We start from the raw sequence: 26,975 nt of genomic DNA on the forward strand, positions 1-26,975 counted from the left end.
AATCTCAAAAAAGCAAAATATAAGTTCTGTAAACACTATGAAATTAGTTATCTTAGCGTGTTTTGAAAACCTACAAAAAATCTAATAATTTTATATATGGCAGAAGGAGAAAAATTGATTCCTATTAACATAGAAGATGAAATGAAATCGGCTTACATTGACTATTCAATGTCAGTCATTGTGTCACGTGCTTTACCAGATGTAAGGGATGGCTTAAAACCTGTTCACAGACGTGTGCTTTATGGTATGCATGAATTGGGTGTTAAATCTAATACAGCTCATAAAAAATCAGCGAGAATCGTTGGAGAAGTTCTTGGTAAGTACCATCCACATGGTGATACATCTGTTTATGATACAATGGTTCGTATGGCTCAAGAATGGAGTTTGCGTTATATGTTAGTAGATGGACAAGGAAACTTTGGTTCTATTGATGGAGATAGTCCTGCAGCAATGCGTTATACTGAAGCGCGTATGCGTAAGATATCTGAAGATATGCTTGCTGATATAGATAAGGAAACTGTAGATCACAAATTAAATTTTGATGATACATTACAGGAACCTACAGTATTACCAACTCGTATACCTGGACTTTTAGTTAATGGAGCTTCTGGTATTGCAGTTGGTATGGCTACAAATATGCCTCCTCATAATTTAAGTGAAGTTGTTGATGGAACGATTGCTTACATCGATAACAATGACATTGAAATAGATGAACTTATTACACATGTAAAAGCGCCAGATTTTCCAACAGGTGGAACCATTTATGGCTACGATGGTGTTCGTGAGGCTTTTAAAACAGGTCGCGGACGAATTGTCATGAGAGGTAAAGCAGTTATTGAAGAAGTTCAAGGACGTGAATCTATTATTGTGACAGAAATTCCATATCAGGTGAATAAAGCTGATATGATTAAGAAAACAGCAGACCTTATTAATGATAAAAAGATAGATGGTATTTCATTAATTAGAGATGAATCGGATAGAAACGGAATGCGAATTGTTTATGTTTTAAAGCGTGATGCCATTCCTAATATCGTTTTAAATATGTTGTATAAATACACAGCATTGCAATCGTCTTTTAGCGTTAATAACATTGCCTTAGTTAATGGTCGTCCACAATTGTTGAATCTTAAAGATATGATTCATTATTTTGTAGAGCATAGACATGATGTTGTTGTAAGACGTACTAAATATGAATTACGTAAAGCTGAAGAACGAGCACATATATTAGAAGGTTTAATTATTGCTTCAGATAATATTGATGAGGTCATAGCACTTATTAGAGCATCTTCAAATGCTGATGAAGCAAGAGCCAAGTTAATAGAGCGTTTCAAACTTTCAGAAATTCAAGCAAAAGCTATCGTAGAAATGCGTCTGCGTCAGTTAACTGGTTTAGAGCAAGATAAATTGCGTTCTGAATATGAAGAGTTAATGAAGACGATTGAAGATTTAAAAGATATTCTTGATAAAAAGGAACGTCGAATGGATATCATTAAAGACGAGCTTTTAGTAGTAAAAGATAAATATGGTGATGAGCGTCGTTCGTTAATAGAATATGCTGGAGGAGATTTGAGTATTGAAGATATGATTCCAGATGAACAAGTAGTGATTACCATTTCTCATGCTGGTTATATTAAAAGAACATCACTTACAGAATACAAAACTCAAAATAGAGGAGGTGTTGGTCAAAAAGCATCTACGACGCGTAATGAGGATTTCTTAGAGCATTTATTTGTTGGAACCAATCACCAATACATGCTATTCTTTACACAAAAAGGAAAATGTTTCTGGATGCGAGTGTATGAAATTCCAGAAGGAAGTAAGACTTCAAAAGGAAGAGCCATTCAAAACCTTATCAATATTGAGCAAGATGATAAGGTAATGGCATTCATTTGTACACAAGATTTAAAAGACGAAGATTACATTAACAATCACTATGTGATTATGGCAACTAAAAATGGTCAGGTTAAGAAAACGTCTTTAGAGCAATATTCTCGTCCGAGAACCAACGGAATTAATGCCATTACAATTAAAGAAGACGACGAATTACTAGAAGCAAAATTAACTACTGGAAACAGTCAAGTAATGCTAGCGCTTAAATCTGGTAAAGCCATTAGATTTGAAGAAGCCAAAACTCGTCCAATGGGAAGAAATGCTTCTGGAGTTAGAGGAATTAAACTAGCAAATGATAAGGATGAAGTTATTGGTATGGTTGCTGTTGAAAATCCGCAGGAAGAATCTGTTTTAGTGGTTTCAGAAAAAGGATACGGAAAACGAACTTATATAGATGATCCTGAAGATGGAGAAGCGGTTTACAGAATTACAAATCGTGGAGGAAAAGGCGTGAAAACCATTTCAATTACTGAAAAGACAGGACATTTAGTAGCTATCAAATCGGTTACAGATGATGATGATTTAATGATTATTAATAAATCTGGTATAGCAATTAGAATGGCAGTAAATGATTTAAGAGTGATGGGACGTGCAACACAAGGTGTTAAGTTAATTAATCTCAAAGGAAGTGATTCAATTGCTGCTGTTGCTAAAGTCATGAAAGATGAAGAAGAGGAAGAATTAAATCAAGATAGTGCTGATATTCAAAATCTTAATGAAGATGGCACAACTATTGATATTAACGAAGAAGAATAACAATAATTAACACTAAACTAAACGAAGTAATAATGAAAAAACAAATTGTAATTGCTTTAGCTCTTTTAGTAAGCGCATTTTCATTTTCTCAAAAAAATGAATTGAAAGCAGCAGAAAAAGCAATTAAAAACAACAATTTTGCAGATGCTAAAGCTGCAATTCAATCTGCAGAATCTCTTATCGGTTCAACAGATGATAAGACCAAAGCAAAATTCTATTTCTTAAAAGGACAAGCTTTATATGCTAATGGATCAAGCTCTGGCAAAGAAATTGATGAAGCTATTGAGAGTTTTAATATGGTTAGTGATATTGAATCAAAATCAGGAAAGGTAAAATACTCTGCTAATGTAGAAGAAATTAAAACTCAAATCCTTTCAGGAGTATTAACGAATGCTAATTCTGCTTTAAAAAACAAGCAGTATATGTTATCGTCAAATGGATTTAATAAAGCATATAGAATGTCACCTAAAGACACATTATATCTTTATTATGCAGCTTCAACTGCTGTTACAGCTAAAGATTATGATACATCTCTAAAATATTATGAAGAACTTAGAGATTTAGGTTATACTGGAATTGACATGGAGTATACGGCTATAAATAAAGAATCAAATGAAACAGAAACTTTTGATAGTAAATCTTTAAGAGATTTTGCTGTAAAATCTGGAAGTCATATTGTCCCTAAATCTCGAAAAAAAGAATCAAAATCTGGTGAGATAATTAAAAATATTGCTCTAATATATATTAATAAAGGAGAAGACGAAAAGGCTACAGCGGCAATTAAAGAAGCAAGAGCAGAAAACCCTAATGATGTATCTCTAATTATTTCTGAAGCTAATATTGAATTAAAGTTGGGGAATGATGATAAATTTAAGAGTTTAATGGAAGAGGCTAAACAGAAAGATCCTGATAATGCTGTGCTTCATTATAATATTGGTGTAATGACTATGAAAGAAGGAGAATATGAAACAGCTAGAAATTCATTTAAAAAAGCTTTAGAGTTAGATCCTTCAATGCAAGATGCAGCACTAAATATTTCAACAACTTACATCGAAGAAGGTAATGGTCTTGTAGAAGAAATGAACAACTTAGGTACATCTGATGCTGATTTTAAAAGGTATGATGAATTGAAAGATCAAAAAGTTGATTTATTTAAAAATGGTGCTGATATTTTAGTTCAATATTTAGATAACAATCCTAAAGGAAGTAATACTATATTTCAACAGTTAAATAATATCTATTTAGCTATTGGAGATGTTGATAAAGCTAAGATGTATAAAGCTAAGATTAAAGAATAATTTATATACACTTATTCAATAAAAAAAAGCTACTCAATTAAGAGTAGCTTTTTTTTATTATCATATAATTTTTTTAATCACACGAAGTTTATGTGTATGGATTTTCTTATCTGTGTTATAAATCCCAGAATGGTCTAAACGATCAATTCTAACTTTACCATGTGCATGAATGATATAATTATCTTCCATTATAATACCAACATGAACAATAGCACCTTCATTATTATCAAAAAAAGCTAAATCACCTGGCTCACTTTCTTCAATAAAACTTAAAGCGACACCTTGTGTAGCCTGTTGAGAAGCATCACGTAGTATACTATAACCATTCAATTTGTAAACCATTTGAGTAAAACCAGAGCAATCAATTCCAAACGGTGTTTTTCCGCCCCAAAGATAAGGTGCGTTCAAATACATGAATGCAGTTTTTATTAGGTTTTCTTTTGGTGATTTAGACGATATTTTATTACCATCAAAGCTGTGTTTCAAAAGGTGTAAACCGTTTAAAGATGCTCCAAGAGGAATGGTAGATAATTGTTGATTTCTATCTTCGACATATTCTACCAAATCATTTGAAAGTATATGATCTTCACTCTTTATGGTTTTATAATCATTTTCAGTAATTTCTAAATACTGCTTATTGTCTATCCAGCCTTCATATTTATCAAATGCTAAACGAATTCTACTCCAAGATTTACGCTGTTCTAAGACTTTAAAAATTTCACCATACAATACCTGAGAGACTAACTCACAAGTATCACTTGGCTCAGCTCTAAGTGGAACAATGCTCAGATTACAAATTCCGTATTGCATTAAGGATAAAATTAATTACGTTCTAAAACAACAGCTGAAGCACCACCACCACCATTACAAATAGCAGCTGCACCAATTTTAGCATTGTTTTGTTCTAAAACATTAAGTAAAGTAATTAAAATTCTCACACCAGAACATCCTAAAGGATGACCTAAAGAAACAGCTCCTCCATTAACATTTACATTGCTGTCATTTAAACCAAGTATTTTCATGTTAGCCAAACCAACCACAGAAAATGCTTCATTAAATTCAAAAAAGTCAACATCATCAATCGAAATTCCAGCTTTATCTAAAGCTTTTGGTAAGGCTTTAGCAGGAGCAGTTGTAAACCATTTTGGTTCTTGAGCAGCATCTGCATAGCTTTTTATTGTAGCAAGAGCTTTTAGACCTAACTCATCAGCTTTGTCTTTACTCATTAATACCATAGCACCAGCTCCATCATTAATTGTAGAAGCATTAGCAGCAGTAACAGTTCCTTCTTTTGTAAAGGCAGGACGTAATGCTGGTATTTTTTCCATTTTTACATTTGTGAATTCTTCATCTTTAGATACAACAATAGCATCACCACGTCGCTGTGGGACTTCAACAGGAACCACTTCATTATCAAATTTACCTGATTCCCATGCTGCAGCTGAGCGTTTATAGGATTGAATAGCAAATGCATCTTGATCTTCACGTGAGAAATTATATTCTGTTGCACAAGCATCAGCACAAACTCCCATGGCATTTTTATCATAAGCATCAACTAATCCGTCTTTTTGCATACCATCTTCCATTGAAGCAGGTCCAAATTTTGTAGCACTTCTCGCGTGAAAATAATGAGGTATTAAACTCATGTTTTCCATACCACCAGCAACAATAACATCAGCATCACCTAAGGCAATAGATTGCGCAGCTTGCATAACAGCTTTCATTCCAGAAGCACATACTTTGTTTACTGTAGTACATGGAACAGAATCAGGAATTCCAGCATAAATCGCTGCCTGTCTGGCTGGAGCTTGACCAGTACCTGCTTGAACAACATTACCCATTAATACTTCTTGAACCATTTCTGGTTTTAAATTGATTTTATCTAAAGCTCCTTTTATTGCTACAGCTCCAAGTTTTGGAGCAGGTATAGTTGATAAAGCTCCTAAAAAACTTCCTATTGGAGTTCTAGCAGCTGAAACAATTACGACGTCTTTACTCATTTTTAATCCTTTAAAATTATTTGATGCAAAATTAATCAATTTTAATAGATTTTTTGCTATCTAAATGAGAACATCAAAAGTTTAATCTATTATATTTTATTACTTTTGAATGTATACAAACTCATAAAAGGCCTCAAATACAAACAAGTGTTTGTAACTCCTTAATAAACAACATGGAAGACTTAATTAATAAATGGTACAGAAATCATTCTCTTTTATATAAAGTGCTTCTGTTTTTGAGTACTACTTTTTTAATAGTATATCTATTTCCTAAAAGCGGAAAGTTTAAATATAATTTTGATAAAGGCAAGCCTTGGCAGTCTGAAAACTTATATGCTCCATTCGATTTTGCAATAAAAAAGTCTTTAGATGAAATTCAGAATGAAGAGCAAGAGATAAAAAATATTAGTCCCATTTATTTTGATATTAATACTGCCATTCATAATGAGGTATTAAATGCTTATGACGAAAAATTTGAAGAAACATTTTCTGATACAATACCTAGAAAGAAGAAATTATTTGATATAGGTAAGTCTGTTTTAAATACCTTGTATGAGTTTGGTGTATTAGACGAAAATTATAAATATGCAGATAGTAAAAATGCAATTTTAATTGAAGACCAAAAGCAAGTTGCAAAAATAAGTTACGGACAACTAATTAAGATTGATGAATTTCGAACAATCCTTGAAGATGCTTTAACAACTAATGATTTAAAAGCATATGAACCTATCTTTATTTCTTTGTTTTTTGATGTAGTATCATCAAATATTACGCTAAATAAATCTCTTACAGAAAAAGCTCTTCAAGAAGAATTAAATAATATTTCTCAAGTAAGAGGAAGTATAGAAAAAGAGACTTTAATTATTTCTAAAGGTGAAATAGTTGAAGGAAACAAATATGATGTATTAAGGTCACTTGAGTCAGAATATGAATCTCAAGTATGGAACGCTTCAAATTATAACTTAGTTATTTTTGCCTATGCATTGTTGGTCGCTTTGGCACTTTTAATGTTACTGCTTTTTTTACGAAAGTATAGAATTGAAGTGTTTTTAGACAATACTAAAGTCACCTTTATTTTCTTCAATATCCTATTGATGATTTTATTGACAACTTTAGTTATTAACTACAATTCAAAACAAGTTTATGTTATTCCGTTGTGTATTTTACCATTGGTTTTAAAAGCCTTTTTTGATGCTAGATTAGGGCTTTTTGCTCATGTATTAACAGTATTGCTTTTAGGTTTTATTGTCCCAAATAGTTATGAGTATATGTTTCTTCAAATTATTGCAGGAATTGTAACGATACTAACAGTTTCCGAATTGTATAAGCGTGCTAATTTATTTATTTCTGTAGGGCAGATTACACTAATTTATATTATAGCTTATTTTGCCTTTTTTGTGATCCATGAAGGAAATATTACAAATCTAAAACTGGAAACTTTCGGACTTTTTATTTTGTGCGGATTAGCAACGCTATTTGTGCAACCACTAATTTATATATATGAAAAACTATTCGGATTGGTTTCTGACGTGTCACTTTTAGAGCTTTCAGATACTAATACCAAATTATTAAAAGAATTATCTAATAAAGCTCCTGGAACATTTCATCACTCACTAAATGTGGCTAATCTAGCAGAAGCTTCAGCAAATGAAATTGGAGCAAATGCGATGTTAGTAAGAGTGGGAGCTTTGTATCATGATATTGGTAAAATGAAGTCACCAACATATTTTACAGAAAATCAAGCTACAGGAATTAATCCACATGATGAATTATCGTCTAAAGAGAGTGCTAAAATTATTATTGATCATGTTATTGATGGCATAGAAATAGCTAAGAAAAATAAGTTGCCTGATCGTGTTATAGACTTCATTAGAACTCATCATGGGACTAGTATGGTGTATTATTTTTATATGAAAGAAAAAGAACTTGGCGATACAATTAATGAAGATGATTTTAGATATCCTGGACCTAAGCCATATAGTAAAGAAACAGCAATATTAATGATGTGTGACAGTGTAGAAGCAGCATCTAAAAGCTTGAAAGAACCTTCTTCAACAAAAATTGATAAATTTGTAGAATCAATAATTGATAAGCAAATGGAAAATGGGCAATTTTTAAATGCTAATATTACATTTAAAGAAATTCAATCGATTAAGAAAGTCCTTAAAACAAAGTTAGCCAACATATTTCATTTAAGAATTGAATACCCAGAATAAATTTTTGATAAAAAATTTAAAAAAATAGTTGCGTTCTTTGTAATGATAAGTTACATTTGCATCCGCAATTTATTGCAAAGTTCATATACAAAAAAGGAGAGGTGCCTGAGTGGCCGAAAGGAGCGGTTTGCTAAATCGTCGTACCTAGAAATAGGTACCCAGGGTTCGAATCCCTGTCTCTCCGCTAATTTCATTTGAAATTTATTAAAGATAACCTTCGGAGTGTAGCGTAGCCCGGTTATCGCGCCGCGTTTGGGACGCGGAGGTCGCAGGTTCGAATCCTGCCACTCCGACAAATTTGACTTTAGAGTTAAGGGCTCTTAGCTCAGCTGGATAGAGCACCTCCCTTCTAAGGAGGCGGTCGAAGGTTCGAATCCTTCAGGGCTCACAAAAAGACTTAACAGAAATGTTAGGTCTTTTTTGTTTTAAATTGATAATTTCTAATTACACACAACCATCTCTAATCAACTTTAGTACAGGATAGAACTATTTTTTCGTTTAAAAGATTTGTTGTAAAAAAAAGATAGGTTTCACCTCCTTCTTTTATTTCAAATTTTTTCCGAACATGCTCAACTGACTCTGGAAAGTTTCTAATGGTAATATTTGCTTTTTTTTGGCACTCCTTTTTTATAAGTTTTTTATTATAAGGAATTATTTTATCTATTTTAAAACGCCTTCCAGGAAAAGTTATTAAATCTTTAGAGGTATAGAGGTGACTATTACTATGTAATTTGTCTGCCTTTAACTTTGTAGATATAAGTTTAAATGCACCAGATTTATAAATAGATACATTGGGTTCATATAAAAAAGAAAGAGGTTGACTATATGTTGGAACAGCAAATTGTTCTTCATTTAAATTAAAAGTAAATAGCTCTTTGTTATTAGTGTTGATATTAACTGCAGTTGTTTCTACATTACCTATGTGTTCTTTTTTTAAAATCCATAACAATTCTTTTACTTCGTTTTTAACTGAAACGATATGGATCGATTCAACGTGTTTTAATTCTTTGAGTCCGATTGAAATATCTAGAAGAGGAGATGTTTTAATCATAATTTGCTCAGTTTTAGAAAACAGAAATTCTAGATTTTCAGGTATGTTGGGCAGGCAATCTTCAAGAAAGAATACTTTTCCTTTTTGTTGATGTCGTCTTGAAGGGTCTACATATATCCAGTCATAGGTAATATCATTGTTACTTATAAATTCTAATCCATCAGTTTCAATGATGTCAATATTTGAGGTTTTCAATTGTTTGGAATTATGAGCTACAATCTGTGAAAGTTCATTATTTATTTCACAATGTAATACATGAGAAAATTGTTTTGAAAAATAATAACAATCAACACCAAATCCACCTGTAATATCTATAATTCGATTACCAGAAATTAACTCCGATTTATATTTTGCTGTAGTTTCAGATGAAGTTTGTTCTATATTAAGCTTATTAGGAAAGTAAATATCATTTGTGTTAAACCAAGTAGGTAATTTGGTTTTGCATTTCCGTTTAGCTTCAATTTGTTCAACTATAGCTTTAGTATTGACGTTATGAATTGATTTTCCTTTTAATAAAAGTTTAGTGATGTCGTCATTTAGATGTGAATTTATATAGGTTTGAACTTCAGTATGTAAGATGTTTTTGTTCAAATTGTTATAAATCTTTTGTTAGTTTTTTAACCACTTTATTTTCAGAAAGAAATTCTTTTAAAATTACTTTTATAGCTGTGTAAGAGGGTACAGCAACTATCATTCCTAAAATTCCAAAGAGTAATCCTGCAATAATTATCACTAAAAATATTTCTAAAGGATGTGATTTTACACTTTTTGAGAATATAAAGGGTTGACTAAAGAAATTATCTATTAATTGGGCAATTATAAAGCCTATCATTACATAGGTAGTTTTGGGTAAAATAATATCGCTAAAACTTTCGCCTAAGTTACTAGACATGGTTAAAACAATCATTAAAATGCCACTAACTAATGGTCCAACATAAGGAATGAGATTAAGCAAGGCGCATAAAAAAGCAATAACAATAGCATTGTCTATGCCAAATATTAAAAGCACAATTGTATAGATTACAAAGAGGATTAATATTTGAAAAATCAAGCCTACAAAATATCTCGATAGTAAATCTTTTATTTTTTCTGAAGAATTTTTCCAACGAGATTCTTTAGAATCTGGAATGAAAGTAATGATTCCATTTTCAAAAAGTTTACTGTCTTTTAAGAAGAAAAAGGATATAAATAACACAGAAAATAAGCCAATAAGCGACTCTCCCAAACCACCAATAAATGAGTTTAAAAAATTTGGTATTATAGAATAGTCAAGAGAAGAAAGCATTCCAGAATCTTTAATTGATTGCTCGACATCAACTTTACTTAAGTCAAAATAGGTGATGATTTCAGAATATAGATTTTCAGCATTGTTTTGCAATTCATTAATATCTAGAAGTGACAAATTTTGACCTTGTTCTACAACTAAAGGAATAAACATTCTTAACAATCCGAGTAATAAACCAATAAATAATACCATTGTTAAAATCACAGCAATAGTAGTATTAAATTTGAGTTTACGCCTTAAAAACAGTACAATAGGTCTTCCGATAAGTGAAATTACGCCAGCAATAGCAATGTATACAATTACAGATTGAATTTTGTATAAAAAAAACAGAACTAAGCTTATGCCAATTAAAATACCAAAAGCTCTAAGTATGCCGTTTGCTATAATTTTTGAATTCATGATTTAAAGATATAAAACTGTTACAAGAATTGCCTAGTAATTTCAAATAAAGCTACAGAAGTTGCCTGAACAACATTCATACTACTATTTTGACCAAACATCTCTAAATGAATAATAGCATCAGACATGTTTAAAATAGTTTCAGAAATACCAAAATTTTCATCACCAATGATTAATGCTATAGGTTGTTTATTTGAAAACTGAAATGTATGTAGTGCATGGCTATTGTTAGTGATTTCTAAAGCAATAATTTGATAGCCTTTATTTTTGAGTAGGAGTACAGCTTTGGAAGCATTATTACAAACTTCAAAATCGACATAGTTTTGAGTAGCTCTAGACGTTTTAGTCATTTTTCGTCCTAACGGAATGTGTTCACCACATAAAATGAGTTTTTCTACACCAAAGGCATCTGCAGTTCTAAATAAACTACCAACGTTTGGAGCATTGGTCACGTTTTCACATACTAAAGTTATTGGAAATGTTCGTTTTGAAAATGTTGAAGAGTAGTGGTCGAGTTGTTTCATGCATTAGTCTAATTCTCAAAAGCATATTTAACAATATTTGCTCCCATTTTAAGGGCTTTTTCTCTTACACTTGGTGGATCGTTATGTACTTCTGGATCTTCCCAACCATCACCTAAATCACTTTCGAAAGTGAATAAAACTACTAGTCTTCCTTCGTGAAATAAACCAAATGCTTGAGGTCGTTTGCCATCATGTTCATGGATTTTTGGTAATCCATCAGGAAATGCAAATGCTGTTGAAAAAATTTTATGTGAAGCTGGTAATTCTATTAATTCTTGATTAGAAAATACTTTTTTTAATTCTTTAGTAATGTAAGGTTTCATTCCGTAGTTATCATCAATATGAAGAAAACCTCCAGAGATTAGGTAGTTTCTAAGGTTTTCTGCATCTTCATCACTAAAAAACACATTGCCATGACCAGTCATATGTAACATAGGAAACCGAAAAATATCAATACTACCAACATCTACAGTTTCGGGACTTGGATTTATTTTAGTATTGATGTTTGCGTTGCAATAATCAATTAAATTAGGTAATGCTGTTGGATTACTATACCAATCACCTCCTCCTTTATATTTTACAATTGCTAAATCTTGAGCGTTACTACTTGATAGAATACATCCAATTAAAAATAAAGAAAACAATACAGTTTTGAAGTGTTTAGACATGTATCAAAAATATTAAATTACCATTACCGATAAGTATTTTTAACGTTTATTAAAGATTTTTTCGAAATGTTTTTCTTCTTCTAAATATTGTAGGATTAAAATGCTTCCATATTTTTCTAATAGCTTCATTGTCTTCTAACTCAGGAGTTCTGTAACAATTTTCAATTCCTTTTTTCTTGAAGATGTCATAATACTCATTAAATATTACAGCATGAACTCCTTTATTTTGGTATTCAGGATGTATTCCTATAAGGTAGAAAATAGCATCTTTACTGGTTTTTTTAGCTTTTAAAATATGATTAAAACCAAGCGGAAAAAGTTTTCCTTTTGCCTTTTGTAGTGCTTTTGCAAATGAAGGCATTACAATAGCAAAACCAATAAGTTCATCATCTTTATCGACCACAAATTTTATGTATTCTGGGTTTATAAAACTTATGAATTTCTTCTTAAAATATTCCTTTTGTATATCAGTAATTCTAACAAATGAAGATAGTGAAGCATAACTCTCATTAAATAAATCAAACATTTTATCTACATAAGGCATAACGTCTTCAGTTTTTTCAAACTTTAAAGCTTTTACACCAAAGCGATTTTTAATTAATTCTTGCGCTTTTGAAAATGTTTCTGGGTTTACATTTGAAAACGGAAAGATGCTTTCTATATATGTTTTTTCTGGTTTGTAACCTAAATTTTCATAATGCTTAACATAATATGGATGGTTGTACCAAGTAACCATAGGAGCAATGACATCATAGCCTTCGGTAATTACACCAACTTTATCTAAATTTGAAAAACCAACTGGACCTTCGGCATATTCTAAGTTGTGAGATTTACCAATGCGTTCTACTTCTAGCAATAATGCTTTTGAGACTTCTACATCATCAATAAAATCGAACCAACCAAAACGCATTTTCTTCTGATTTTGTCCATCAACTTCAAGCCAATTAATAATTGCAGCAATACGACCAACAATAGTATTGTTTTTATAAGCGAGAAAAAAACGAGCTTCAGCATCAAGAAAAATAGGATTCTTTTTTTTGTCAAAGGTTTGTAGCTCTTGACTAATAATAGGAGGTACCCAGTATTTTGAATCTTTGTAAATTTTAAAAGGAAACTTTACAAATTGCTTTAAGTCACTTTTAGAATGAATTTCTTTAACTGTAATCATAAATAATTCTTCTTAAAGACTTCCATCGTCGTCAAAATCAACATTATCTTTTTTCTTTTTCTTTTTCTTCTTTTTAGGTTTTCTCTTGTCGGCATCTTCTTTAGAGTTTCCATTGTCGGTTTCTTTATCTTTATGAAAATCTAAACGATATGACACTCCAAAATTAACATTAAATACTGAAGGTGTATCTTTGGTGTTTAATGTTACAGCAGTATCTAACTGAAAATCTTTACTCCATAAATATGCACCTCCAAAGCGAAATAAATTATCAGCATAATAATCACTTTTAATCCCTTGCGTTTCAGCAAAAATTACCCATTGAGGATTAAATGAGTGTGTTAGTGTTAGAATGTATTGAAAATCTGAAAAATCGGTTCCAATTCTGTCTTTACTTAAATTCATAATAAACACCCAACCTCCTGCAAAGTTGTTTTGAGTAGCAATCATTATTTTTGGGCTAAAACCTTCAACATCTGGAGGTAAATATGAATTATCTTTACTGTCAAAATTCGCACCTGCGTAAACTGCTACAGCAGGAATTAGAGATTTCCACTTGAAGGTTCTGTTAGCGTGATAACTGTATAAATTTGGTTGGTCTTCTTCTTTTTTATAAGGATCATATACGAGGTATTTTGCACCAATAGCAAAATTTTTAAAATTTGAACGTTTGTTCTCTACTGCTATAAAACCTCTATTATCAGTAAAAGTATCATTTTGGTAAATCCCTTCAATATTGATTTCTAATTCTTCAAATAATAAACCATAACGAGCTGCAAAATCAACTCCAAAGCCAGAAACCTCATATTTTAATGGTGTATGTTTTTCTTTTACGATATATGGACCGACTTCTAATTGAGCAACATTTGTGCCTACTGAGAACGCACTTCTAGAGACACCAGGTCTGTTAGAATTAATAACTTCAGTGTATTGTGCAAAGGCAGATTGGATTGAGAAAACTAGGAAAAAGGTAATAGAAACTTTAATAAAATTCATTGGCTTTTGATTTGATTCAAATATAGAGATTTTATATTTTTTTTAAGTATTTATAGCTGTTTTTAAATACTTATAATTGTATTTTTGTGTAAATATCTATTTATGTTACAAACAGCATCATTTGTGGGTTTTTTTAGAACGATTTTAATTATCGCTTTGGTATATTATGGTATCAAAATTTTATCACGATTTTTTGCGCCTTATCTTATGCGTTATATGTCTAAAAAAATGCAACAAAAATTTGAAGGACAATTTCAGCAGCAACAACAGCGTCATAATACTCAGCGAAAGGAAGGTGAAACCATAATTGATAAAGTGCCACAACAGCCTAAAACTTCAGATAAAAATGTTGGTGAGTATGTAGATTACGAAGAAATTGAGTAAATTTCGACTTCATTGATTAATTAGAATTCATGCCATTATCATTAAAAAAATGTCTTCCACACCTATTAGTCTTAATCGGATTTGTGGTTATTTCTCTAGCATATTTTAGTCCTGTTTTACAAGGAAAACAAATCTTTCAGAGTGACATCAAGCATTATATTGGCATGTCTAAACAGCAAAAAGATTTTAAGGTTGCCACTGGTGAAGAAACCTATTGGACAAATAGTGCTTTTGGTGGAATGCCAACCTATCAATTAGGTGCTAAATATCCTCATAATTATATCAAAAAACTAGACCTTGCGTTGCGATTTCTTCCGCGACCAGCAGATTATCTATTTATTTATTTATTAGGGTTTTATGTGTTTTTACTTACATTAAAAGTTGAACATAGATTAGCTGCTTTAGGAGCCTTAGCTTTTGGTTTTTCTACCTATTTAATTATCATACTTGGCGTTGGGCATAATAGTAAAGCTCATGCCATAGCCTATATGCCTTTAGTACTTAGCGGAATTGTACTCGCATTTCGAAAAAAATACGTTCTCGGATTCTTATTAACTACGGTTGCACTAGCTCTTGAAATCTGTGCCAACCATTTTCAAATGACCTACTACTTAATGTTGTTGGTTTTCGTTCTCGGAATAGCATATCTTATTGACGCTTACAGGAAGAAGCTATTGCCTCATTTTTTTAAAACGGTTGGTTTGCTATCGATTGCAGCTTTAATTTCAGTGGCTTTAAATGCTACAAACATATTAGCGACTCAAGAATATGTTAAGGAAAGTACTCGTGGACAAAGTGAATTAACGATTCATCCTGATGGTTCTCCAAAAGAAGTTACAACAGGTTTGAGTAGAGAGTATATTACAGAATATAGTTACGGATTACTAGAAACATTCAATTTATACATTCCGAGGTTTTTAGGTGGAGGAAGTGGTGAAGATGTCGGGAAAGATTCTGCATCTTATAAGTTTTATACCAACATAGGAGCAAGTCCGATTGAAGCTTTAAACGAAGTCAAAAACACACCTACATATTGGGGAAATCAAACTATTGTAGAAGCGCCAGCTTATGTTGGAGCTGTTATTTTGTTTTTGTTTGTTTTCGCGCTATTCATGGTTAAAGGTCGATTAAAATGGTGGTTAGTAGGAGGTAGTTTACTGTCTTTAATTTTATCGTATGGAGATAGTGAACCTTTTGCATTTATAACCAATTTCTTTATTGATTATGTGCCATTATATAACAAGTTTAGAGCTGTAAGTTCTATACAAGTTATTTTAGAACTATGTATTCCTGCGTTAGCAATTTTTGGATTATCACGATTGTTTAATCAATATGTCAAAGATGAAGATAAACTAAAAGCTTTAAAGTTTTCGGCAATGATTGCTGGAGGATTAGCGTTAGCTTTTTTACTGTTTAAAGGAGCTTTTGATTTTGTTGGAGCAAATGATGGTTATTACAGACAAGCCTATGGACAATATGGAGAAGCCTTTGTTGATGCTTTACGCGAAGATCGAAAAGCTTTTTTTACTCAAGACACCTTGAGAACATTAATTTTAGTATTGCTATCTGCTGGAACAATTTTTATGTTCTTGCGAAAAAAGATTTCTGAAAATATAGTTATTGTTGCTTTTGCTGTTTTAATATTGTTTGATTTGGTTGGTGTTGATAGACGTTATGTTAATAATGACAACTTCGTGTCTGCGATTAAAGTTAATAAGCCTTACCAACCCAATGCTGCTGATAAAGAAATTCTTCAAGATGATTCACATTTTAGAGTGTTAGATTTATCTAATGAAGGGAGTAGAAATCCAGCTAGAGCTGCCTATTTTCATAATTCGTTAAGTGGTTATCATGCTGCTAAACTAAAACGTTTTGACGAATTGTACGATTTTCATATTACGAATAATAATATGAATGTCTTAAATATGCTTAATACAAAATACATTATTGCTGAAGATCAAGGACAAGTGTTTCCTTATGTAAATGAAGATGCTAATGGCAATGCTTGGTTTGTTGGTACTTTGGAAAAACTTAATTCTGCTAATGCAGAAATTAAAGCACTAGATAGTTTGAATGCAGCGATTAAAGCAGTTACAACTTCTAAAAGGTTATCGACTAAACAATTTGTGGTAGATTCAACAGCTACAATTACTTTAGAAACTTACAAACCAAATGAGTTAAAATACAAATCGTCGAATCCAAATGATGGCTTTGCAGTGTTTTCTGAAATGTACTACGGAAATGGATGGAAAACTACAATTGATGGTAAAGAGGTTAATATTGAACGTGTTAATTATGTTTTACGTGGTTTAGAAATTCCTTCAGGTGAACATACTATCGAATTTAAATTTGAGCCTCAAGTGGTAAAAACAGGAAGCACTATCGCTTTAGCGAGTTCTATACTTTTTGGATTGTTGTTGCTTGGTGGATTGTTTATTGAGTTTAGGGATAAGATAATTAATGTCATTCCGACTGAAATGGAGGAATCTAATAATTAAAAAAATAGTTTTCTCGACTGCGCTCGAAATGACAACTAATGAAAAAAGCACTCATCATATTGTATTATTGGCCACCAGCAGGAGGTCCAGGCGTACAACGTTGGTTAAAATTTGTAAAGTATCTTCCTGAATTTGGTATTGAACCTATTGTGTATTGTCCTGAAAATCCAAATTATCCAATTGTAGATGAAAGTTTAGTTAGTGAAGTTTCAGACGCTGTAACAATTTTAAAGCAACCTATAAAAGAGCCTTATCGTTTTGCTAATTTATTATCTAAAAAAAACTCAAAACAAATTAGTTCTGGAGTTATTCCGAAGCAAAACAAACAAACATTTATTCAAAAGTTATTGCTTTACATTCGAGGGAACTTCTTTATTCCAGATGCTCGAAAACATTGGATAAAACCTTCAGTATCATTTCTTTCAGAATATATAGAAAAACATCACATTGATACAATTATAACTACTGGTCCACCACATAGTTTGCACCTTATAGGTCTTCAACTTAAAGAACAACGCAACATCAAATGGTTAGCAGATTTTAGAGATCCTTGGACGACTATTGGCTACCATAAACAGTTAAAACTAACTCGAAGTTCTGCAACAAAACATAAAGATTTTGAAGCTCAAGTGCTTCAGTCTGCAGACCAAATTGTTGTGACAAGTAACAATACTAAAAAGGAATTTACATCAAAAACGAATCAACCTATTACTGTTATTACTAATGGTTATGATGTGCATAAGGTTTCTCGTCCAGAAAAAGATAAAAAGTTTACACTGTCTCATATTGGTTCGTTATTGTCTGAGCGTAATCCGAAACAATTATGGGAAGCTTTAAGTGAATTAATTAAAGAAAATTCGTCTTTTTCAGAAGCTTTTCAGTTGCAGTTAATTGGAGTGGTTAGTGACGATGTTTTGCAAACGCTTCAGGAGTATAAATTGTCTGAACATATAAACATAATGGGGTATGTGTCGCATGATGAAGCCTTAAAAGCACAAATGAGTTCTCGATTATTATTACTGGTTGAAATTGATTCCGAAGACACCAAAGTCATTATTCCAGGAAAGCTTTTTGAGTATATGATTTCGGAAACACCTATACTAGCTGTTGGTCCAAAAGATTCTGATGTTGAAACCATTATTAAATCGACTAATACTGGACAGTATTTTTATTACGACCAGAAACAAGCCATTAAATCTCAGATTTTATCGTATTTTGAAGCATATAAAAGCAATACATTATCTGTAAATGCTATTGGATTACAGCAATACAGTAGAAAAGCATTAACGAAGTCTTTAGTAGATTTGCTGAAAGAGCAACCTTAATATTTCGGAAACTTACATTTATGGGAATCGTCATTAACCAGTCTTTTAAAAATACTATTACAACCTATCTTGGTTTTGGACTTGGCGCGATAAATACCCTTTTTTTATATACCGAATTTATGAGCGACACCTATTATGGTTTAGTGGCTTATATTTTATCTACTGCCAATATTATGATGCCTTTAATGGCGTTTGGCGTGCATAATACCATTATTAAGTTTTACTCTACTTTTAAAACAAAAAATGCACTTAATAGCTTTTTAACCTTGATGTTGTTTTTGCCATTAGCGTTAACAATTCCAATAGGTTTAATAGGTTATTTGGGTTATGATACTATTGTTAGTTGGTTAACTCAAAAAAATAGTATTGTAGGTAATTACCTTTGGTACATATTTATCACAGCTTTAGCAATGGCTTATTTTGAAGTCTTTTTTGCTTGGGTTAAAGTGCAAATGAAAACAGTTTTTGGAAACTTTATGAAAGAAGTATTTCATAGAGTAGGTGTGATGGTTTTGTTATTTGCCTTGTATTTAGAATGGCTTACAGTTGAGCAATTTTTAATTGGTTTGGTTGGTGTTTATGTGTTGCGTATGCTACTCATGTTAATTAATGCGTTTTATGTTAGGCTTCCTGTATTTCGATTTAATAAAATTGATAAACTAAGTTCGATTTTAAAATATTCTAGTTTAATTATTGTTGCAGGTTCTATTGCGACCATGATTTTAGATATTGATAAGTTTATGCTTAACAATTATATTGAAATTGAAAAAGTAGCTTATTATAGCGTTGCTGTGTTTATTGCGACTGTTATTGCAGTACCACAACGTGCTATGCATCAAATAATGATGCCTTTAACAGCAAAATTTATAAATGATAATAATAGAGAAGAGCTTAATGATTTATATGAACGAAGCTCACTAACATTATACATTATTAGTGGCTTTATTTTTCTATTGATTGTTTTAAATATTAATCAATTATATGCTATAATCCCTGAAGAATTTTCAGGAGGCATAACTGTTGTTTTTCTAATTAGTATTGCCAAGCTTTACGATAATCTTTTAGGAAATAACAATGCTATTTTGTTTAATAGTGATTATTACAGAATGGTACTTGTATTTGGAGTTGTTTTAGCTATTAGTGCAGTAATACTCAATATAGTTTTAATTCCTTTATATGGTATTGATGGTTCTGCCTTGGCAACTTTGATTGCTGTTTTACTTTACAACACTATCAAGATTATTTTTGTAAAGAAGACATTTAATATGTTGCCATTTACAAAGCAAACTTTAAAAATTTCAATTTTATTGGTTGTTTGTGTTTTGGTATTTTATTTCTGGGAATTTCCTTTCAATGCGTATTTAAATATTGTATTAAAATCTATAACAATAGGAATCGTATATGCACTTTTAATTTACAAGCTAAATATTTCAGAAGATATAAATGAAATGTTTGAAAGATATTTAAAGTTGAAGTAATGTTTTTTTAAATGGGAAAATCCCATAAGAAGCTTTAAAGCATACTCTTACAGGATATTCCACTAACCAACCAAAATCTTGATGTTTTTTAAGAACTTATCGTGTTCTTTTTATTCTTGTATTTGATGTTCTCACTTTAGAGGTTCTAGAACCTTTCTTGTTATTATATATACGAGTATTAGATGCTTTTGGTTTTCTTACAGACGTATTATTTCTAACAGTTCTAGTGTTTGTTTTATTATTAGACACAATAGTTTTGCTTCTGGTCACATTATGTCGAGAATTTGTAATACTTCTTTCATTAGAACTTCTATTAACAGTAGTTATACGTCTATTTTCTGTGCTTCTAGAATTAGTATTTCTAGATGTAGTTCTATTGGTGTTTGCTCGCTGTCTATGATCTGTAGTTCTAATAGTGTTATTTGATAGTGTACGACTTGAATTCGCTTCAGTATTGTTTGATAAACGTCTTGTGTTTGTTCTAGTAGTACTAGTGCTTCTTGTTCTCTCATTTCCTCGAATGACTGCTTCTTGTCTATATCTCGTATTGATGCTATTTGCTCTTCTTCCAGTTGTTGCAACTGTATTTCGACGACTATTAACACGTACAGGTTGTCTTACATTATTTCTATATGGTCTGTAATACGTATGTCTAATAGGAGTATAGTATTGTCTGTAAGGTCTGTTGTAAACAACACAATAACTTGCTTGAGGAATAACATAGTATCTATGCCAAGGTCTAAACACATAAGCTCTATTATATATATTGATAAATCCAGTACAATGTGTAAATGTTCTATAGCTATTATAGTGTACAAATAAACCACCTACACGTGAAATTCTTCCCCAAGAATTATAATTAATGTTAACATTACCTACTTGAGTAACGCGACCATAATAATCATAAAATACAGGTGTGTTTTCAATTTGAACAATAGCTCCAAAATCGTCGTATTGCACATAAGGGTTATAGTTATATCCTGAATTAAAACTAATTGAAAATCCAGGTGTATTTACAGCTACATTTACATTAGGACCATAATTTTGCATATAAAAATCAAATTGACCATCAGGAAAGATTGAAAATTCTATACCATCTTCAACAAAAATGAAAGAATTGCCATAACCTCTCACAAAAACATTTGATATATTGTTGGTTGCGAAGACTGATGTTCCTCCTAGGAATAATACAGTCATAAGTAATACTAATTTTTTCATAATTGTAAGGGTTTTATTGTTACAACTATCGTAAAACAATTAGTGTGCCAAAAACACAATATAGATAGAAGTTGCTAATTAACAGTAGGAAGTAAGGAGTAATAAATAAAATGTTTTGTGGTGTAATAAAAATCCCAAAGGCTTGGGGAAGCACTTTGGGATTAGTAAAGTTCATGTTAGTATTGGGATGAACTTATTTTCTTTTTTTACTCTTTTTTATTTCTCCGTTTTTTCTGTAGTAATAGAAGGCATCATCATAGTTGTCAATATCATTAAATCCAAAACTTTCCTGACCATAACCAACACCACATTCTAAGTTTGAGTTATATCTGTTTACACTTCCTGAAGTATGAACAATTTGTCCCCAACGATTGTAGTTTACTCGTAAGCCACCAACTTGTCTTAGTGTTCCATGATGACCTCTTTGGTAACTCATATACACCGAACCTGCTCGTTTAATTCTTCCACGTCTGTCGTAGTTAATAAATACATTTCCAATTCTGCGAACAAGTCCGTTAGAGTCGTGAGTAATAACGACACCTCTAGGAGATCCATAATTTGAATAGTGAGTTCTACGTACAGTGCCTGGAGCTCCATAAGTTGTATTGGTAGAGCTTCTGCGAGTGTTACGTCTGTAGTGCATACTTGTTGAGTTGTTAAAAGTTTCGGTGTTAAAATCGAAACTTCCATCAGGAAAAATTAAAAATTCTACACCTCGTTCTATAAATGCAATAGGTTCTGCAAAACGATAGTGTGAGTTACTAAAATCCTCCCTATTTAAAACAGCATGTCCTGCTGTTGAAGCTGATGCAGATGTTATTCCTAATAACATCATGGCAATAAAAAATAATTGTTTTTTCATAATTATAGGTTTTTAGATTTTATCGTCGTTTTCAACTCGTTTGAAAACTTTTAGACTTATTAACCCTCAACCAATTTGCGTGCCAAAACTGTAAGATTTTAATTTTCAGGTGATTGAATTAAGTTTCAGAAATGGACTCTATCGAATAAGTAATTATTTTACTACTTTTATACTAGCTTTTAAATCTTTATATGGAAGATCAGTCCTTAATTCCTTCAGATCAACGATTACAATGCCAGAATTGTGAATCTGAATTAGAACATCAATTTGAATTTTGCCCTCATTGCGGACAAAAAACAGATGATGAGTTAACAATGGGAGTGCTGTTTTATAATACCATTAGTAATTATTTTTCGTTTGATGCTCGTTTTTTAAAAGGCTTTATTCCATTAATGTTTAAACCTGGTTTTCTTCCTTTAAAATTTATTGAAGGTAAACGCTTATTGTATTTGCATCCTGGACAAATGTATCTGTTTGTTGCGTTTGTTTTCTTTTTTGTATTCTCGTTTACAGTTACTGAAAATCTAGACCATCTCAATAGGCAACTAAAAAATCACGATTTAGCAACTTTTACAGGTGGTTCTCTCGATAGTATTCCAAATTCATCATTTGACTCATTACAGGTTGAAAAGTTAACGAAACCAATAAAGGATAATCAACAGGCTTTAGGATTGAAAGATGAAGAAGTCAAAATTCTTGATTCTCTAATTGTATCAGAATCTAATAAAGAAGGCTTGAATAATAAAAGTTTGACCTTTGATTTTGATCCAAAGAAAGTAGATTCGCTATTAAAGATTGAAGCAGAGGAACCTTTGATTTATAAAGCAATGGGAATGCCAGATGATGCTGGAGTTGTTAAGCGAAAGTTTTATGCGCAAATGCTTAAGCTTTACAAAGACAAAGGTGTTGGTACTATTCTTTTAACGCTTTATAATAGTCTTCCAATTGCATTATTTTTCTTATTGCCAATTTTCGCACTCATATTAAAAATTCTATTTTATAAAAGAGGCTCTTATGTGCATCATTTGGTCTTTAGTCTGTATTTCTTTTCGTTTTTGTTTACAGCTTTTTGTATACTATATCTGTTGAATTTAATTAGAGATATTCCAGATTGGATTGATTGGATTTTGTTTTGCTCTACGTTTTTCTATTTAATGATTGCTGTAAAGCGCTTTTATCGTCAAGGTTGGTTTTTAAGTTGGCTTAAAAGTGGCTTGACGACATTTATGTTTCTAATATTTATAGCACCTTTAGTGATTTTAATTGCTCTCGGTTTTTCCTTTATGTTTTATTAGAAACGAATTCTAAGCATTTAATTTTGCTTTTAAAAAATCACCAGTAATTGAAGCTTTAGTTTTGGCAACCTCTTCTGGAGTTCCTTGAGCAATTAGTTGTCCGCCACGTTCACCACCTTCAGGACCTAAATCAATGATATAATCGGCACATTTAATTAAATCAATATTATGCTCGATTACAATTATAGAATGTCCTTTTTCGATTAATGCTTGAAAAGATTTCAGTAATTTTTTAATATCATGAAAATGCAATCCTGTTGTTGGTTCGTCAAAAATAAATAAGGCATTATTACTTTTTGAACCTTTGCCTAAAAACGAAGCCAGCTTAATACGTTGCGCTTCACCACCAGAAAGCGTAGAAGAACTCTGACCTAAAGTAACATAGCCTAAACCAACATCTTGCAATGGTTGTAGCTTGTTTTGAATTTTAGTTTCCTTATGTGTTTTAAAAAATGAAATAGCATCATCAATAGTAAGGTCAAGAATATCAGCAATAGATTTGCCATTAAACTGTACTTCTAAGACTTCCTTTTTAAAGCGTTTTCCGTTACAGGTTTCGCAAGTAAGATGCACATCAGCCATAAACTGCATTTCTATGGTAACTACGCCTTCGCCTTTACACGTTTCACAGCGTCCTCCATCTACATTAAAACTAAAATGCTTGGCTTGATAGTTTCGTATAGTACTTAATTTTTGTTTGGCAAATAACGCTCTAATATCATCGTAAGCCTTAATGTATGTTACTGGATTAGAACGAGATGATCGTCCAATCGGATTTTGGTCTACAAACTCGATATGCTTGATATTACTAAAATTGCCTTTAACTTCTGAAAACTGACCAGGTTTATCACTAAAATCGGTTAGTTTCTTTTGAATTGCTGGAAACAAAATCTTTTTTACTAATGTACTTTTTCCGCTACCAGAAACTCCAGTAACTACAGTAAGCATTTCTAAGGGAAATGAAACATCAATATTCTGAAGGTTGTTTTCTCGAGCTCCAACAATATCAATATGATATTTTGAAGTTCTTCGCGTTTTCGGAAGCTCAATTTCTAAATTACCATTTAAGTAATTGGCTGTTAACGACGTTGAAGCTAAGATGTCTCCATAAGTTCCTGTAGCAACTACTTCACCACCAAAAGTTCCAGCTTCTGGACCAATATCTATAATTTCATCGGCAGCTTGCATGATATCTTCATCATGTTCTACCACAATTACAGTATTGCCTAAATCGCGTAAGGCTTTTAGAACATTAATTAGTTTTTTGGTGTCCTTTGGATGTAAGCCAATACTAGGCTCATCTAAGATATACATTGAGCCAACTAAACTACTTCCTAATGAAGTCGCTAAATTAATACGCTGACTTTCACCTCCTGATAAGGTGTTAGATTTTCTGTTTAAAGTTAGATAATCTAAACCAACATTAGTTAGAAAAGATAGTCGGTTAGTAATTTCCTTTAGTAAACGTTTGGCAATTTTAGTATCGTGATCGCTCAATTCTAACTGGTTGAAAAAGCTAACAAGTTTATGAAGTGGCATTTCAACTAAATCTGTAATTGTAGTATTAGCAATTTTTACATAACCAGCTTCTTTTCTAAGACGTTTGCCATGACAAACATTACATTTGGTTTTTCCTCTATAACGAGAAAGCATCACACGATTTTGAATTTTGTAGGCTTTGGATTCTAACTCTGCAAAAAAGGAATTTAAGCCTTCAAAATATTCGTTACCATCCCAAATGAGTTGTTTTTGCTCTGGAGTTAATTCAAAATAAGGTTTGTGAATTGGAAAATCAAATTTATGCGAATTGTTAACCAATTGATCTCTGTACCAACTCATACTTTCGCCACGCCAAGGAAAAATAGCATTGTCATAAACCGATAAGCCTGTATTTGGGATTACGAGATCTTCGTCTATGCCAATCACATCACCATAACCTTCGCATTTAGGACAAGCTCCATAAGGATTATTGAAGCTAAACAAATGCACATTTGGTTCTAAAAACGACATGCCATCTAACTCAAACTTATTGTTAAATTCAGTTTTTTTAGAATCAGAAAGATTTTCAATAATGCAAGTACCTTTGCCTTCAAAAAAAGCAGTTTCTATAGCATCTGCTAAGCGATTGTAAAAATCGTCTTCGTGTTTTACAATAATTCTATCAACAACAAGATAGATGTCTTTATTTAAGTCTTGCTCAAGAGCATCTTCAATTCTTAAAACAGTATCATTATGCTGTATTCTTGAGTAACCTTGTTGGTTTAAGACCTTCAATTTGTCTTCAATGGTTCGACCTTCTTCTAATATAATTGGAGAAAGTAATAACAGTTTTGAGCGTTCTTCAAACGATTTTACAAGCTCTAATACATCTTTCGTGCGATGTTTTTTTACTTCATTTCCAGAAATAGGAGAGTAGGTCTTTCCAATTCTAGCAAATAAAAGCTTAAGGTAATCGTATATTTCGGTTGAAGTACCAACGGTAGATCTTGGATTTGTAGAATTCACTTGTTGTTCGATGGCAATAGCAGGAGCAATACCTTTTATAAAATCGACTTTAGGTTTATTAAGTCGTCCTAAAAACTGTCGAGCATAGCTTGAAAGACTTTCTACATAGCGTCTTTGGCCTTCAGCATATAAGGTGTCAAAAGCTAAACTAGACTTGCCTGAACCTGATAATCCTGTAATAACTACTAACTTTTGTCTAGGGATAACCACATCAATATTTTTTAAATTGTGCAGTTTAGCTCCTTTAATGATGATATTGTCTTTAGGGATAACGTCTAAAATGTTAGTGTTCATAGGACTTTGAAGAAATTTGAATATGCAAAGATACTATAAGTATTTCATCAATTAAAATTGAAAATATGCAATTAAAATGTTAAAGTTTCACATTTTTTTTTGGAATTTCGGAATGATTGTTGTTATATTTGAGTCATAACATATTAAAACAGAAGCGCCTATTACATAAGATTACTTTATAAAGTTTAACCCCAAGCTAAGATTAATTCTTTGCTATAAAGTAATGATTATGAGACACGAACTTATCACAGACGCTGTTTTAGTAAGAAACTACATGAATGGAGACGAAAGTGCTCTTTCAATCTTAATTAACAGACACCAACAACGTATTTACAGTTTTATCTATTCTAAAGTATTTGATAGAGATATTACTGAAGACATTTTTCAAGATGCTTTTATTAAAGTCATTAAAAACTTAAAACTTGGTAAATATAACGAAGAAGGTAAGTTTTTACCTTGGGTAATGCGTATATCGCACAACCTTGTTATTGATCATTTTAGAAAGAATAACAGGATGCCAAAGTTTGATAATTCTGGAGAGTTTAGCATTTTTTCTGTGCTAGGTGATAATGCATTAAATGCTGAAAAACAATTGATTAAAGACCAAGTGGAATGTGATTTGCGTAGAATTATTGAAGAGCTTCCAGAAGATCAAAAAGAAGTATTAGTGATGCGAATGTATAAGGATATGAGTTTTAAAGAAATCTCTGAACGAACAGGTGTAAGTATCAATACTGCTTTAGGAAGAATGCGTTATGCACTTATTAATTTAAGAAAGGTTATAGATAAAAATAATATTGTTTTAACCAACTAATACAATAAGTAAAGATTTTGTGCGTTTATGGAGTATATGAAACCAATTAAAAAC

General features: G+C 31.6%; 20 protein-coding genes and 3 tRNA genes. 12 read left to right on the plus strand and 11 right to left on the minus strand.

Going from position 1 to position 26,975, the window contains the following annotated elements:
* Positions 1–96: 96 nt before the first annotated feature.
* Positions 97–2,646, plus strand: a complete 2,550-nt coding sequence (gene gyrA, locus ACP15M_RS00305) for a DNA gyrase subunit A (RefSeq protein WP_425075165.1) — start codon at positions 97–99, stop codon at positions 2,644–2,646.
* A 32-nt stretch (positions 2,647–2,678) separates the two neighbouring features.
* Positions 2,679–3,944 carry a tetratricopeptide repeat protein gene (locus ACP15M_RS00310; RefSeq protein WP_425075166.1) on the plus strand — a complete coding sequence of 422 codons (1,266 nt, stop codon included), beginning with the start codon at positions 2,679–2,681 and terminating at the stop codon, positions 3,942–3,944.
* A 60-nt stretch (positions 3,945–4,004) separates the two neighbouring features.
* On the opposite strand, the gene ACP15M_RS00315 is transcribed toward ACP15M_RS00310, so the two are convergent.
* Positions 4,005–4,754, minus strand: a complete 750-nt coding sequence (locus ACP15M_RS00315) for an NlpC/P60 family protein (protein WP_425075167.1) — start codon at positions 4,752–4,754, stop codon at positions 4,005–4,007.
* Between the two features lie 11 nt (positions 4,755–4,765).
* Complete coding sequence (locus ACP15M_RS00320; protein WP_425075168.1) at positions 4,766–5,944, minus strand: acetyl-CoA C-acyltransferase; 1,179 nt, start codon at positions 5,942–5,944, stop codon at positions 4,766–4,768.
* A 173-nt stretch (positions 5,945–6,117) separates the two neighbouring features.
* Here ACP15M_RS00320 and ACP15M_RS00325 point away from each other — a divergent pair, with 173 nt between their 5' ends.
* From ACP15M_RS00325 to ACP15M_RS00340, 4 genes are all read left to right on the plus strand, one after another.
* Positions 6,118–8,160, plus strand: coding sequence for an HD family phosphohydrolase (locus ACP15M_RS00325; RefSeq protein WP_425075169.1), 2,043 nt, complete (start codon positions 6,118–6,120; stop codon positions 8,158–8,160).
* 95 nt (positions 8,161–8,255) lie between these two features.
* Positions 8,256–8,344 (plus strand) — tRNA-Ser (locus tag ACP15M_RS00330).
* 34 nt (positions 8,345–8,378) lie between these two features.
* Positions 8,379–8,453 (plus strand) — tRNA-Pro (locus ACP15M_RS00335).
* A 21-nt stretch (positions 8,454–8,474) separates the two neighbouring features.
* Positions 8,475–8,548, plus strand: a tRNA-Arg gene (locus ACP15M_RS00340).
* Between the two features lie 72 nt (positions 8,549–8,620).
* Here ACP15M_RS00340 and ACP15M_RS00345 read toward each other — a convergent pair.
* Genes ACP15M_RS00345 through ACP15M_RS00370 form a run of 6 tightly spaced genes read right to left on the minus strand, consistent with a single transcriptional unit; the run spans position 8,621 to position 14,248 of the window.
* The gene (locus ACP15M_RS00345) at positions 8,621–9,802 is read right to left on the minus strand and encodes a class I SAM-dependent methyltransferase (RefSeq protein WP_425075170.1); all 1,182 of its coding nucleotides are present in this window, start codon (positions 9,800–9,802) and stop codon (positions 8,621–8,623) included.
* A 4-nt stretch (positions 9,803–9,806) separates the two neighbouring features.
* The gene (locus ACP15M_RS00350) at positions 9,807–10,895 is read right to left on the minus strand and encodes an AI-2E family transporter (protein ID WP_425075171.1); all 1,089 of its coding nucleotides are present in this window, start codon (positions 10,893–10,895) and stop codon (positions 9,807–9,809) included.
* Between the two features lie 20 nt (positions 10,896–10,915).
* Positions 10,916–11,419 (minus strand): TrmH family RNA methyltransferase, encoded by a 504-nt coding sequence (locus tag ACP15M_RS00355; protein WP_425075172.1) that lies wholly within the window; start codon positions 11,417–11,419, stop codon positions 10,916–10,918.
* An 8-nt stretch (positions 11,420–11,427) separates the two neighbouring features.
* Complete coding sequence (locus ACP15M_RS00360) at positions 11,428–12,087, minus strand: DUF4159 domain-containing protein (RefSeq protein ID WP_425075173.1); 660 nt, start codon at positions 12,085–12,087, stop codon at positions 11,428–11,430.
* A gap of 49 nt (positions 12,088–12,136) precedes the next feature.
* Positions 12,137–13,255: a GTP cyclohydrolase gene (locus ACP15M_RS00365; protein ID WP_425075174.1), complete on the minus strand. Its 1,119-nt coding sequence runs from the start codon at positions 13,253–13,255 to the stop codon at positions 12,137–12,139.
* A 12-nt stretch (positions 13,256–13,267) separates the two neighbouring features.
* Entirely contained in the window at positions 13,268–14,248 is a 981-nt protein-coding gene (locus tag ACP15M_RS00370; RefSeq protein ID WP_425075175.1) for a transporter, read from the minus strand.
* A gap of 102 nt (positions 14,249–14,350) precedes the next feature.
* Here ACP15M_RS00370 and ACP15M_RS00375 point away from each other — a divergent pair, with 102 nt between their 5' ends.
* Genes ACP15M_RS00375 through ACP15M_RS00390 form a run of 4 tightly spaced genes read left to right on the plus strand, consistent with a single transcriptional unit; the run spans position 14,351 to position 19,933 of the window.
* Entirely contained in the window at positions 14,351–14,632 is a 282-nt protein-coding gene (locus tag ACP15M_RS00375) for a DUF4834 family protein (protein ID WP_425075176.1), read from the plus strand.
* A 29-nt stretch (positions 14,633–14,661) separates the two neighbouring features.
* Positions 14,662–17,130 (plus strand): YfhO family protein, encoded by a 2,469-nt coding sequence (locus ACP15M_RS00380; protein ID WP_425075177.1) that lies wholly within the window; start codon positions 14,662–14,664, stop codon positions 17,128–17,130.
* A gap of 38 nt (positions 17,131–17,168) precedes the next feature.
* Positions 17,169–18,455: a glycosyltransferase family 4 protein gene (locus tag ACP15M_RS00385; protein WP_425075178.1), complete on the plus strand. Its 1,287-nt coding sequence runs from the start codon at positions 17,169–17,171 to the stop codon at positions 18,453–18,455.
* 20 nt (positions 18,456–18,475) lie between these two features.
* A complete protein-coding gene (locus ACP15M_RS00390; RefSeq protein WP_425075179.1) occupies positions 18,476–19,933 on the plus strand; it encodes a polysaccharide biosynthesis C-terminal domain-containing protein in 1,458 nt (485 codons plus the stop codon).
* Between the two features lie 96 nt (positions 19,934–20,029).
* Here the strand turns inward: ACP15M_RS00390 and ACP15M_RS00395 are convergent, their stop codons facing one another.
* Together ACP15M_RS00395 and ACP15M_RS00400 are read right to left on the minus strand one after the other, a co-directional pair.
* Positions 20,030–21,151, minus strand: coding sequence for a hypothetical protein (locus ACP15M_RS00395; RefSeq protein ID WP_425075180.1), 1,122 nt, complete (start codon positions 21,149–21,151; stop codon positions 20,030–20,032).
* Positions 21,152–21,344: 193 nt separating this feature from the next.
* Entirely contained in the window at positions 21,345–22,013 is a 669-nt protein-coding gene (locus tag ACP15M_RS00400) for a hypothetical protein (RefSeq protein ID WP_425075181.1), read from the minus strand.
* Between the two features lie 191 nt (positions 22,014–22,204).
* Here ACP15M_RS00400 and ACP15M_RS00405 point away from each other — a divergent pair, with 191 nt between their 5' ends.
* On the plus strand, positions 22,205–23,308 hold the full coding sequence (locus tag ACP15M_RS00405) for a DUF3667 domain-containing protein (protein ID WP_425075182.1): 1,104 nt from the start codon (positions 22,205–22,207) through the stop codon (positions 23,306–23,308).
* Between the two features lie 9 nt (positions 23,309–23,317).
* Here ACP15M_RS00405 and uvrA read toward each other — a convergent pair whose 3' ends face one another.
* Positions 23,318–26,107: an excinuclease ABC subunit UvrA gene (uvrA, locus tag ACP15M_RS00410; RefSeq protein WP_425075183.1), complete on the minus strand. Its 2,790-nt coding sequence runs from the start codon at positions 26,105–26,107 to the stop codon at positions 23,318–23,320.
* Positions 26,108–26,336: 229 nt separating this feature from the next.
* Here uvrA and ACP15M_RS00415 point away from each other — a divergent pair, with 229 nt between their 5' ends.
* Complete coding sequence (locus ACP15M_RS00415; RefSeq protein WP_425075184.1) at positions 26,337–26,921, plus strand: RNA polymerase sigma factor; 585 nt, start codon at positions 26,337–26,339, stop codon at positions 26,919–26,921.
* Positions 26,922–26,975: the final 54 nt, after the last annotated feature.

Source organism: Psychroserpens sp. S379A (assembly GCF_049800755.1).
Taxonomy (GTDB): domain Bacteria; phylum Bacteroidota; class Bacteroidia; order Flavobacteriales; family Flavobacteriaceae; genus Psychroserpens.

What these genes read in the sequence shown, in the direction of transcription:
- ACP15M_RS00395 (WP_425075180.1), bottom strand. Translation starts at nt 21,151, where the DNA reads ATGAAAAAATTAGTATTACTTATGACTGTATTATTCCTAGGAGGAACA.
- gyrA (WP_425075165.1), top strand. Translation starts at nt 97, where the DNA reads ATGGCAGAAGGAGAAAAATTGATTCCTATTAACATAGAAGATGAAATG.
- uvrA (WP_425075183.1), bottom strand. Translation starts at nt 26,107, where the DNA reads ATGAACACTAACATTTTAGACGTTATCCCTAAAGACAATATCATCATT.
- ACP15M_RS00320 (WP_425075168.1), bottom strand. Translation starts at nt 5,944, where the DNA reads ATGAGTAAAGACGTCGTAATTGTTTCAGCTGCTAGAACTCCAATAGGA.
- ACP15M_RS00405 (WP_425075182.1), top strand. Translation starts at nt 22,205, where the DNA reads ATGGAAGATCAGTCCTTAATTCCTTCAGATCAACGATTACAATGCCAG.
- ACP15M_RS00380 (WP_425075177.1), top strand. Translation starts at nt 14,662, where the DNA reads ATGCCATTATCATTAAAAAAATGTCTTCCACACCTATTAGTCTTAATC.
- ACP15M_RS00375 (WP_425075176.1), top strand. Translation starts at nt 14,351, where the DNA reads ATGTTACAAACAGCATCATTTGTGGGTTTTTTTAGAACGATTTTAATT.
- ACP15M_RS00360 (WP_425075173.1), bottom strand. Translation starts at nt 12,087, where the DNA reads ATGTCTAAACACTTCAAAACTGTATTGTTTTCTTTATTTTTAATTGGA.
- ACP15M_RS00355 (WP_425075172.1), bottom strand. Translation starts at nt 11,419, where the DNA reads ATGAAACAACTCGACCACTACTCTTCAACATTTTCAAAACGAACATTT.
- ACP15M_RS00385 (WP_425075178.1), top strand. Translation starts at nt 17,169, where the DNA reads ATGAAAAAAGCACTCATCATATTGTATTATTGGCCACCAGCAGGAGGT.
- ACP15M_RS00415 (WP_425075184.1), top strand. Translation starts at nt 26,337, where the DNA reads ATGAGACACGAACTTATCACAGACGCTGTTTTAGTAAGAAACTACATG.
- ACP15M_RS00350 (WP_425075171.1), bottom strand. Translation starts at nt 10,895, where the DNA reads ATGAATTCAAAAATTATAGCAAACGGCATACTTAGAGCTTTTGGTATT.
- ACP15M_RS00400 (WP_425075181.1), bottom strand. Translation starts at nt 22,013, where the DNA reads ATGAAAAAACAATTATTTTTTATTGCCATGATGTTATTAGGAATAACA.
- ACP15M_RS00315 (WP_425075167.1), bottom strand. Translation starts at nt 4,754, where the DNA reads ATGCAATACGGAATTTGTAATCTGAGCATTGTTCCACTTAGAGCTGAG.
- ACP15M_RS00390 (WP_425075179.1), top strand. Translation starts at nt 18,476, where the DNA reads ATGGGAATCGTCATTAACCAGTCTTTTAAAAATACTATTACAACCTAT.
- ACP15M_RS00325 (WP_425075169.1), top strand. Translation starts at nt 6,118, where the DNA reads ATGGAAGACTTAATTAATAAATGGTACAGAAATCATTCTCTTTTATAT.
- ACP15M_RS00310 (WP_425075166.1), top strand. Translation starts at nt 2,679, where the DNA reads ATGAAAAAACAAATTGTAATTGCTTTAGCTCTTTTAGTAAGCGCATTT.
- ACP15M_RS00370 (WP_425075175.1), bottom strand. Translation starts at nt 14,248, where the DNA reads ATGAATTTTATTAAAGTTTCTATTACCTTTTTCCTAGTTTTCTCAATC.
- ACP15M_RS00365 (WP_425075174.1), bottom strand. Translation starts at nt 13,255, where the DNA reads ATGATTACAGTTAAAGAAATTCATTCTAAAAGTGACTTAAAGCAATTT.